At 64.0% G+C, this 9591-nt stretch carries 9 protein-coding genes; 4 read left to right on the plus strand and 5 right to left on the minus strand.

Translation table 11 applies throughout. The features are described from left to right. Positions 1 to 119: 119 nt before the first annotated feature. On the minus strand, positions 120 to 350 hold the full coding sequence (locus PPL01S_RS23780) for a DUF1127 domain-containing protein (protein WP_016394044.1): 231 nt from the start codon (positions 348 to 350) through the stop codon (positions 120 to 122). A 178-nt stretch (positions 351 to 528) separates the two neighbouring features. On the opposite strand from PPL01S_RS23780, the gene PPL01S_RS23785 reads away from it, so the two are divergent. Beyond that, positions 529 to 1959: an aminotransferase-like domain-containing protein gene (locus PPL01S_RS23785; RefSeq protein ID WP_016394043.1), complete on the plus strand. Its 1431-nt coding sequence runs from the start codon at positions 529 to 531 to the stop codon at positions 1957 to 1959. Between the two features lie 61 nt (positions 1960 to 2020). Next, a complete protein-coding gene (locus PPL01S_RS23790) occupies positions 2021 to 3571 on the plus strand; it encodes a phospholipase D family protein (RefSeq protein ID WP_028625869.1) in 1551 nt (516 codons plus the stop codon). A 98-nt stretch (positions 3572 to 3669) separates the two neighbouring features. Here PPL01S_RS23790 and PPL01S_RS23795 read toward each other — a convergent pair whose 3' ends face one another. Then, entirely contained in the window at positions 3670 to 4809 is a 1140-nt protein-coding gene (locus PPL01S_RS23795) for an MFS transporter (RefSeq protein ID WP_016394041.1), read from the minus strand. Between the two features lie 185 nt (positions 4810 to 4994). After that, positions 4995 to 6488, minus strand: coding sequence for an aldehyde dehydrogenase (locus tag PPL01S_RS23800; RefSeq protein WP_016394040.1), 1494 nt, complete (start codon positions 6486 to 6488; stop codon positions 4995 to 4997). A 196-nt stretch (positions 6489 to 6684) separates the two neighbouring features. Here PPL01S_RS23800 and PPL01S_RS23805 point away from each other — a divergent pair, with 196 nt between their 5' ends. Beyond that, on the plus strand, positions 6685 to 7044 hold the full coding sequence (locus PPL01S_RS23805; protein ID WP_016394039.1) for a cupin domain-containing protein: 360 nt from the start codon (positions 6685 to 6687) through the stop codon (positions 7042 to 7044). Positions 7045 to 7176: 132 nt separating this feature from the next. On the opposite strand, the gene rpmG is transcribed toward PPL01S_RS23805, so the two are convergent. Together rpmG and rpmB are read right to left on the minus strand one after the other, a co-directional pair. Beyond that, a complete protein-coding gene (rpmG, locus tag PPL01S_RS23810; RefSeq protein ID WP_003253507.1) occupies positions 7177 to 7332 on the minus strand; it encodes a 50S ribosomal protein L33 in 156 nt (51 codons plus the stop codon). A 10-nt stretch (positions 7333 to 7342) separates the two neighbouring features. Next, the gene (gene rpmB / locus PPL01S_RS23815; protein ID WP_008091535.1) at positions 7343 to 7579 is read right to left on the minus strand and encodes a 50S ribosomal protein L28; all 237 of its coding nucleotides are present in this window, start codon (positions 7577 to 7579) and stop codon (positions 7343 to 7345) included. A 360-nt stretch (positions 7580 to 7939) separates the two neighbouring features. Here rpmB and PPL01S_RS23820 point away from each other — a divergent pair, with 360 nt between their 5' ends. Next, the gene (locus PPL01S_RS23820) at positions 7940 to 9529 is read left to right on the plus strand and encodes an ABC transporter substrate-binding protein (RefSeq protein WP_016394038.1); all 1590 of its coding nucleotides are present in this window, start codon (positions 7940 to 7942) and stop codon (positions 9527 to 9529) included. Positions 9530 to 9591 lie beyond the last annotated feature (62 nt).

The raw sequence follows: 9591 nt of genomic DNA on the forward strand, positions 1-9591 counted from the left end.
CATCTGCCACAGGCATAACTGGCCAAAAACAAACGTAGGAGCGAGCGCAGCTCGCGATGCGCCGCGCGGGCGGCGCTCGATTTCCGTACCACCACAAATTCCAAGACATGCGCCCGCAATCAATCCTTCCAGAACGGCTTGCCGCCTTCGGCGCGGGCCTGCTCCCATGTCAGGCCTATATCGCGCAACTGGTCATCGTCCAGCTGCAGCAGGGCCCTGCGGGTGTGCCAGCGATGCAGCATCAGGCCCCACCGGCCCAGCCCTGCCGGTGCATTGAAAATCCTGGCCTGCTGTCCGCTTTCCAGCTCCTTGGCCATCAGTTGCAAGCGCACATCGCTCATGCCACCCATCGCTCCACCCTCCCGTTCGACTGTTACCGTGGGGAAAGCATGCACGTTGGCAACAACGACAATACAGATCCAATAGCGCCTTATTATTTCCATACAGAATTGGCGATGAAGCCGCTGAATGCTGTATTTTCAGCGCAACTGTACTGGTCGCTGTTTCACCACCGCGCGGGAGTATGTCGTGACCCTCTACCTGAACCTCGCCGAGTTGATCGGCGCACGCATCGAGCAGGGCCTCTATCACCCAGGCCAGCGCCTGCCTTCGGTACGCGCCCTGAGCCTGGAACACGGCGTCAGCCTGAGCACCGTACAGCAGGCCTACCGCATGCTCGAAGACAGCGGCATGGTGTCGCCGCGGCCCAAATCCGGCTACTTCGTCAGCGTTCATCGCCAGCTCCCTGCCCTGCCCGCCGTCAGCCGCCCGGCCCAGCGCCCTGTGGATATCTCGCAGTGGGAACAGGTTCTGGAACTGATACGCAGCACCCCGCGTCAGGATGTGATGCAGCTTGGCCGCGGCATGCCCGACGTCGACAGCCCGACCCTCAAGCCTTTGCTGCGCAGCCTCGCTCAACTGAGTCGTCGTCAGGACATGCCAGGCCTGTATTACGACAACATCCACGGCAACCTTGCGCTGCGCGAACAGATCGCCCGCCTGATGCTCGATTCCAGCTGCCGCCTGGGCCCTGCAGACCTGGTGGTGACCACCGGCTGCCACGAAGCATTGTCGTGCAGCATCCGCGCAGTCTGCGAGCCGGGCGACATCGTGGCAGTGGACTCGCCAAGCTTCCACGGTGCCATGCAAACCCTCAAGGGCCTGGGCATGAAGGCGCTGGAGATACCCACCGACCCGCTCACCGGCATCAGCCTCGAGGCCCTGGAGCTGGCGCTCGAACAGTGGCCGATCAAACTCATCCAGATCACCCCGAGCTGCAACAACCCGCTCGGCTACATCATGCCCGAGGCGCGCAAGAAGGCCCTGCTGAGCCTGGCACAACGCTACGACGTGGCGGTTCTGGAAGATGATGTGTATGGCGACCTGGCCTACACCTATCCGCGCCCTCGTACCCTCAAGTCGTTCGACGAAGACGGCCGGGTGCTGCTGTGCAGCTCGTTCTCCAAGACCCTCGCACCGGGCCTGCGTGTCGGCTGGGTGGCGCCCGGCCGCTACCTGGAGCGCGTGCTGCACATGAAGTACATCAGCACCGGCAGCACCGCCTGTCAGCCGCAACTGGCCATTGCCGACTTCATCGCCGGTGGCCACTACCAGCCCCATGTGCGGCGCATGCGCAGCCAGTACCAGCGCGGCCGCGACCTGATGAGCGACTGGGTGATGCGCTACTTCCCGCCCGGCACCCGCGTAAGCCGGCCCCAGGGCGGCTTCATGCTGTGGGTGGAGTTGCCCGAACATTTCGACACGCTACGGCTGAATCGGGCTTTACTGGAGCAGGGCGTGCAGATCGCGGTGGGCAGCATCTTTTCGGCCTCGGGCAAGTTTCGCCACTGCCTGCGCATGAACTTCGCCGCGCGGCCGACGCCGCAGATCGAAGCCGCCGTGCGCAAGGTGGGTGAAGCCGCCCTTCGTCTACTGGATGAAGACAGCGACCCGGCGTAACTTTGCGCCGCCCACCGCGGTCCAACCCCCACAGGCCCTTGCCGTACAGGACGGTCCACCTTTGACACTCCAGCGTGCCCTGCCTCTGCTGCTGGTGCTGCTCTGCCTTGCAAGCTGCGCCAGCATCGACATGCCCCGCGAAGTCAGCCAAGCCCTGCCTGCCAGCGAATCGGCGTTCGGCCGCTCGGTCATACGCCAGGCTGCGCCCTATGGCGGGCGCTCGGGGTTCCGCCTGCTGCCCAACAGCAACGAGGCGTTTCGCGCCCGTGCCGAGCTGATCCGCAACGCCCAGGCAAGCATCGACCTGCAGTACTACATCGTCCATGACGGCCTGAGCACCCGGGCGCTGGTGCATGAACTGCTGCGCGCCGCCGACCGCGGCGTGCGCGTGCGCATTCTGCTCGACGACACCACCAGCGACGGCCTGGATGTCATCATGGGCACCCTGGACGCCCACCCGAACATCCAGATCCGTGTCTTCAACCCCCTGCAACTGGGGCGCAGCACCGGCGCCACGCGGGCCGTGGGCCGCCTGTTCAATCTGTCGCTGCAGCACCGGCGCATGCACAACAAGCTGTTCCTGGTCGACAACAGCATGGCCATCGTCGGCGGTCGCAACCTGGGTGACGAATATTTCGATGCCGAGCCCAACCTCAACTTCACCGACATCGACCTGCTGGGCGTGGGACCTGTGGCCGAGCAGCTGGGCCACGGTTTCGACCAGTACTGGAACCATGCCCTGAGTCAGCCCATCGGCGACTTCCTCTGGCGCCAACCGGACGCTGCAGACCTGCGTGCCAGCCGCCAGCGCCTGGAAGTGTCGTTGGCCGAGGCACGGGTGAAGCGCAAGGCGCTGTATGACCGTCTGATGGCCTATCAATCGCAGCCACGCCTGGATGTCTGGCGCAACGAACTGATCTGGGCCCACAGCCAGGCACTGTGGGATGCGCCGAGCAAGGTGCTGGCAGACGACGAACCGGACCCGCACCTGCTGATGAGCCAGCAGCTGGCGCCGGACCTGGCCGCGGTGCATCGCGAGCTGATACTGGTTTCGGCCTACTTCGTGCCGGGCGAGACGGGGCTTGTATACCTTACCGGGCGCGCCGATGCAGGGACGTCGGTGAAACTGCTGACCAATTCGCTGGAAGCCACCGACGTACCGGCGGTGCATGGCGGCTATGCGCCCTATCGTCGGGCGCTTCTGGAGCATGGCGTGCAGCTGTTCGAGCTGCGCCGCCAACCGGGCGACCCCAGCGCCGGGCGCCTGAGTTTCCACGGCAGTTCGGACTCCAGCCTGCACAGCAAGGCCATCGTCTTCGACCGGCGCAAGACCTTCATCGGCTCGTTCAATTTCGACCCCAGGTCGGTGCTGTGGAACACCGAAGTAGGTGTGCTGGTGGACAGCCCCGAGCTGGCCGAGTACACCCGCGAGCTGGCCGTGCAAGGTATGGCGCCGGCGCTGAGCTATCAGGTCAGGCTGGTCAATGACAAGCTGGTCTGGGCGACGGAGGACAACGGCCACAGGCATATGCTGACGTCAGAGCCAGGCAGGCTCTGGCGGCGGTTCAATGCCTGGATCAGCAAGGCGGTCGGCCTGGAGAAGATGTTGTAGTCGCGTGCCTCATCGCCGGCAAGCCCACAGGAAGCTCACTCCGAACCCTGTAGGAGCCGGCTTGCCGGCGATGGGCTGCGCAGCAGCCCCAACCTGCTTCAGGTAGAAGCCGGCTCGAAAGCCCCACGCCGACGCGTCAGCAACACCAGCCCCGCCGCCCCCGCCGCCATCAGCCACAGTAGCGCATGCCCACTGACCCACTGGCTCCCCGCCCCTGCCAGCAAAGGCCCGAGCAGGCAGCCGATGCCCCACAGCTGCGCCACATGGGCATTGGCACGCACCAGTGCGTCGTCCCGGTAGCGCTCGCCGATCAGCACCAGCGACAAGGTGAACAAGCCACCGGCGCTGGCCCCGAACAGCACCCACAACGGCCAGATCGCCGGGGTATGCAAGAGCAGAGGAATCGCCAGGCTGGAGCACAGCAACGTCACTGCGCACCCTGTGAACAGACTGCGCCGCGACATTCGATCGGCCAGCGCGCCAATGGGCAACTGCAGCACGGCGTCACCCACCACCACGGTACTGACCATGAACAGGGCGACTTCGGTGGTGAAACCCTGTTGCAGGCAGTACACCGGCAACAAGGTAAGAATCATCGCTTCGAAGGAAGCGAACAAGGCGATTGCCCAGGCGATTACCGGCAGGCGACGGCAGAAGGCGAACAAGTCGCCGAACGTCACGCTGCAGGCCTCGGTGCTGGGCGCGCCACCGCGCCCCAACAGCAGCAAGGGCGCGCACAGCAGCAGACCGGTCGCGGCCCAGAAGCCGAAGTCGTCGTCGGAGCCGAGAAACCCCAGCACCAGCGGCCCGGCCAGTTGGCTCAGGGCGTAGCTGCTGCCATACAACGCCACCAGGCGACCGCGCCACTGCTCGACCACCAGTTGGTTGATCCAGCTCTCGCCAAGGATGAACACCACGGTCAGCGACATGCCGATCAGCAAGCGCAGCGCCAGCCACAACGGGTAGCTCGGCAGCAACGCCAGCAGGCCGATCGACAATGCGCCGCCCCACAGGCACAGGCGCATGGCTGCAGGCACACCCACCCAGCCGGCCAGGCGGCTCGCCAGGCTGGCACCGAGCAGCACGCCCAGCGCCGGCATGGCCGCCATGACACCGATGGCAAAGCTGCCATAGCCCCAGGCCTCAAGACGCAGGGACACCAACGGCATGCTTACGCCGAGCGCGAGCCCGACGCTCAATACCGATGCCAGTACGGCGAAGTAGGTTCCCCAGCGCATTGCAGCCTCCCAGGCAGAATTCTTGAACAGCGGAGACGACAAAGCCGGGACGGCGAAAACCGTCCCGGCTGTGGTTGGGGCTGCCTTGCAGCCCATCGCTGGCAAGCCAGCTCCCACAAGGATTTCACTGAGCCCTGTAGGAGCGGCCTTGTGTCGCGAAAGGGCCGCAGAGCGGCCCCGCTGGATTACAGCTTGATCCAGGTCGCCTTCAGCTCGGTGTACTTCTCCAGCGCATGCAGCGACTTGTCACGGCCGTTGCCCGACTGCTTGAAGCCACCGAACGGCGCGGTCATGTCGCCGCCGTCGTACTGGTTGACCCAGACGCTGCCAGCGCGCACGGCACGGGCGGTCTTGTGGGCCTTGGAGATGTCCGAGGTCCAGATGCCAGCGGCCAGGCCATACGGCGTGTCGTTGGCAATGGCGATGGCTTCTTCGGCGGTGTCGAAGGCGATCACCGACAGCACTGGGCCGAAGATCTCTTCCTGGGCGATCTTCATGGCGTTGGTCACGCCGTCGAAGATGGTCGGCTCGACGTAGGTGCCGCCGGTTTCCTCCAGGGTGCGCTTGCCACCGGCAACCAGCTTGGCGCCGTCCTGGTGGCCGGCGTCGATGTACGACAGCACGGTGTTCATCTGCTGGGTGTCGACCAGCGCGCCGACAGTGGTCTGCGGGTCCAGCGGGTTGCCTGGCTTCCAGCCCTTGAGGGCCTCGATCACCATCGGCAGGAACGTGTCCTTGATCGAGCGCTCGACCAGCAGGCGGGAGCCGGCGGTGCAGACTTCGCCCTGGTTGAAGGCGATGGCGCTGGCGGCCGCTTCGGCGGCAGCTTGCAGGTCCGGGGCGTCGGCGAAGACGATGTTCGGGCTCTTGCCGCCGGCTTCCAGCCAGATGCGCTTCATGTTCGATTCGCCGGCATAGATCATCAGCTGCTTGGCGATCTTGGTCGAGCCGGTGAACACCAGGGTGTCGACGTCCATGTGCAGGGCCAGGGCCTTGCCCACGGTGTGGCCGTAGCCTGGCAGCACGTTGAGCACGCCGGCCGGGATACCGGCTTCGATGGCCAGCTGGGCGATGCGGATGGCGGTCAGCGGGGATTTTTCGGACGGCTTGAGCACCACCGAGTTACCGGTGGCCAGGGCCGGGCCGAGTTTCCAGCAGGCCATCAGCAGCGGGAAGTTCCACGGTACGATGGCACCGACCACGCCCACGGGCTCGCGGGTGACCAGGCCGAGCTGGTCATGCGGGGTTGGCGCGACTTCGTCGTAGACCTTGTCGATGGCTTCGGCATTCCAGTGCAGGGCCTGGGCCGCGCCTGGGATGTCGATGCTGGAGGAGTCGCCGATCGGCTTGCCCATGTCGAGGGTTTCGAGCAGCGCCAGCTCTTCGACGTTCTTGCGCAGCAGCTCGGCGAAGCGGATCAGCTTGGCCTTGCGCTTGGCCGGGGCCAGTTGCGACCAGACACCGGAGTTGAAAGTGGCGCGGGCGTTTTCCACGGCGCGGTTGGCGTCGGCCAGGTCGCAGCTGGCGACCTTGGCCAGGAAGCGTCCGTCGACCGGGCTCAGGCAGTCGAAGGTTTCACCGGATGCAGCGTCGGTGTATTCGCCGTTGATGAAGGCACGGCCTTCGATCTTCAATTGCTGGGCACGTTGTTCCCAGTCTGCACGAGTCAGGGTGGTCATACGAAACTCCTCCTCTTGTTTAGGTGCAACGCCGCACTGAGGACTCACAGGCGTTGTCAGAATTCGGGCCGGGCGACAAGCGCACACTGGCAAGCGATACCCTAAACCAGGCTGGGTAAAGTATCAATATATTTGACACGAAAGGCCCAAAAGCCTACTGATGTGCATTTTATTAAACAAAAACAGGAGCCGCACCATGGCCATTGCCAACATCATCGACTTCGCCCAGGCCCTCACCGAGGCCGAACGCTACCGCCCGGCGGCGGAAAAAATCCTCAAGGGGGAGCCCGACCAGGCTGTCTATAACCACTATTCCAGCCCATGCGGACAGTTCGCTGCGGGCGTCTGGGAAGGTGAAGTCGGACAGTGGACGGTGAACTACACCGAGCACGAGTACTGCGAGATCGTCCAGGGTGTTTCGGTGCTGCGCGACCAGGACGGTGGCGCAAAAACCCTGCGTGCCGGTGATCGGTTCGTCATCCCGGCCGGCTTCAAGGGCACCTGGGAGGTGCTGGAGCCTTGCCGCAAGATCTATGTGATGTTCGAGCAGAAATAAGCGCTGGCAAGCCCGCTCCCGCAGGTTCTGCACGGCCTCTGTGGGAGCCGGCTTGCCGGCGATGAGGCCCTGACAGGCATAAAAAAACCCGCGTCCTTTCGGATGCGGGTTTTTTCTGGTCGCCGGGATCAATTACTTGATCTTGGCTTCCTTGTACACCACGTGCTTGCGAACAACCGGATCGTATTTCTTGATCTCGATTTTGTCCGGAGTGGTGCGCTTGTTCTTGTCGGTGGTGTAGAAGTGGCCGGTACCGGCACTCGAAACCAGACGGATCAATTCACGCATGATGTTCTCCTTAGACCTTGGCGCCAGCGCGACGGATGTCAACCAGAACGGCGTCGATGCCGCGCTTGTCGATGATACGCATGCCCTTGGCAGAAACGCGCAGACGCACGAAACGGTTCTCGGATTCAACCCAGAAACGGTGGTGCTGCAGGTTCGGCAGGAAACGACGACGGGTTTTGTTGTTTGCGTGGGAAATGTTGTTCCCGGTTACTGGACCCTTACCAGTAACTTGACAGACTCTCGACATGACTCAGCCCTCTAAAACCACATGCCCAACCCGGCATGGGTTGGCCGCTTAATCTCTCAGTCTTTGGCGCCAGGCGCCGTGATTCTGGAGGTCTTATCGACCGGATCCGCTGATGCGACAGGCCGAGCCCCTAGAAAAGAGCGCTGCTTTATACCAGAAAGACTACGCCACAACAACAGAAGATGAGCATCTGGTTGCTGCAAATGGCGCGCGAGCAGCATAGCGACTAGCCCGGCGAACTGTCGACCGCTCGTCGCCGATCCACTGAAAAAGAGGGTGGTCATTTCCTGAAGCGCACACTAGGGTAGGACGTTTCCAGACTGCACTGGCAGATGGGCCACTGACAGCCAAGGAGTCACGATGCGTGCCGCCGCCCTTTCCTTATTGTTCACCTCCCTGCTTGCCGCCGGCTTCGCCCATGCTGCACCGCTGAGCGTCTGCAGCGAAGCCAGCCCCGAGGGCTTCGATGTGGTGCAGTACAACTCGCTGACCACCACCAACGCCTCGGCCGACGTGCTGATGAACCGCCTGGTCGAATTCGATGCGGCCCAGGGCAAGGTAGTACCGAGCCTGGCTCAGAGCTGGACGGTGTCGGCCGACGGCCTGGTCTACGACTTCAAGCTGCGTGATGGCGTCAAGTTCCACGCCACGCCCTATTTCAAACCGAGCCGCGAGCTGAACGCCGACGACGTGCTGTTCAGCTTCCAGCGCATGCTCTATCCCGCCCACGCCTGGCACAAGACGGCCCCGGGCGGCTATCCACACGCCCAGTCGCTGCAACTGGGCAGCCTGATCAAGTCGATCGAGGCGCCTGAGCCCAATACCGTGCGCTTCACCTTGAGCCATGCCGACGCCACCTTCCTGGCCACCCTGAGCATGGGCTTCGCCTCGATCTATTCCGCCGAATACGCCGACAACCTGCTCAAAGCCGGCACCCCGGAGAAGCTCAACAGCCAGCCGATCGGCACCGGCCCGTTCGTGTTCCAGCGTTTCCAGAAAGACGCCGTGGTGCGCTACCGCGCCAACCCGGACTACTTCGATGGCAAGCCTGCGGTCGACCCGCTGATCTTCGCCATTACCCCCGATGCCAACGTGCGCCTGCAGAAGCTCAAGCGCGGCGAATGCCAGGTGGCCCTGTCGCCCAAGCCGGTGGACATCACCGAAGCGGGCAAGGACGGCAACCTCAAGGTCGCCACCACCCCGGCGTTCATGACCGCGTTCGTCGCCATCAACAGCGAGCACCCGCCGCTGGACAAACCCGAGGTGCGCCAGGCCATCAACCTGGCCTTCGACAAGCAGGCCTACCTCAAGGCCGTGTTCGAAGACACCGCCATCGCGGCAAATGGTCCCTACCCGCCCAACACCTGGAGCTACGCCAAGGACCTGCCTGGCTACCCGCTGGACTTGAACAAGGCCAAGTCGTTGCTGGCCAAGGCCGGCCTGGCGGAAGGCTTCAATACCACCATCTGGACCCGCCCTTCAGGCAGCCTGCTCAACCCCAACCCAAGCCTTGGGGCGCAGATGCTCCAGGCCGACCTGGCCAAGATCGGCATCAAGACCGAGATCCGCGTGGTCGAGTGGGGCGAGCTGATCCGCCGCGCCAAGGCCGGCGAGCATGACCTGCTGTTCATGGGGTGGGCGGGCGACAACGGCGACCCGGACAACTTCCTCAGCCCGCAGTTTTCCTGTGCGGCGGTCAAGTCCGGGACCAACTTCGCGCGGTTCTGCGACAGCCGGCTGGACCAACTGATCAGCGCCGGGCGCACCACCAATGACCAGAGCGTGCGCAGCCGGTTGTACCAGCAGGCACAGACCCTGATCCAGCAGCAGGCGCTGTGGGTGCCGCTGGCGCATCCGACAGCAGCGGCCTTGCTGCGGCAAGGGGTCGAGGGGTATCAGGTGAGCCCGTTCGGGCGGCTGGATTTCAGCAAGGTCTCGGTGAATCGCTGAGCCTGCCTTGAGAGGGGCAGCGCCTGCGAGATCGAGCGCCGCCCGCGCGGCGCATCGCGAGC

Origin of the sequence: Pseudomonas plecoglossicida NBRC 103162 = DSM 15088 (assembly GCF_000730665.1) — a bacterium.
GTDB lineage: Bacteria > Pseudomonadota > Gammaproteobacteria > Pseudomonadales > Pseudomonadaceae > Aquipseudomonas > Aquipseudomonas plecoglossicida.

Bases quoted from the DNA above. Each gene is read 5' to 3' on its own strand.
- PPL01S_RS23780 (WP_016394044.1), bottom strand. From the start codon at position 350: ATGGGTGGCATGAGCGATGTGCGCTTGCAACTGATGGCCAAGGAGCTG.
- PPL01S_RS23795 (WP_016394041.1), bottom strand. From the start codon at position 4,809: ATGCGCTGGGGAACCTACTTCGCCGTACTGGCATCGGTATTGAGCGTC.
- PPL01S_RS23800 (WP_016394040.1), bottom strand. From the start codon at position 6,488: ATGACCACCCTGACTCGTGCAGACTGGGAACAACGTGCCCAGCAATTG.
- PPL01S_RS23805 (WP_016394039.1), top strand. From the start codon at position 6,685: ATGGCCATTGCCAACATCATCGACTTCGCCCAGGCCCTCACCGAGGCC.
- rpmG (WP_003253507.1), bottom strand. From the start codon at position 7,332: ATGCGTGAATTGATCCGTCTGGTTTCGAGTGCCGGTACCGGCCACTTC.
- rpmB (WP_008091535.1), bottom strand. From the start codon at position 7,579: ATGTCGAGAGTCTGTCAAGTTACTGGTAAGGGTCCAGTAACCGGGAAC.
- PPL01S_RS23820 (WP_016394038.1), top strand. From the start codon at position 7,940: ATGCGTGCCGCCGCCCTTTCCTTATTGTTCACCTCCCTGCTTGCCGCC.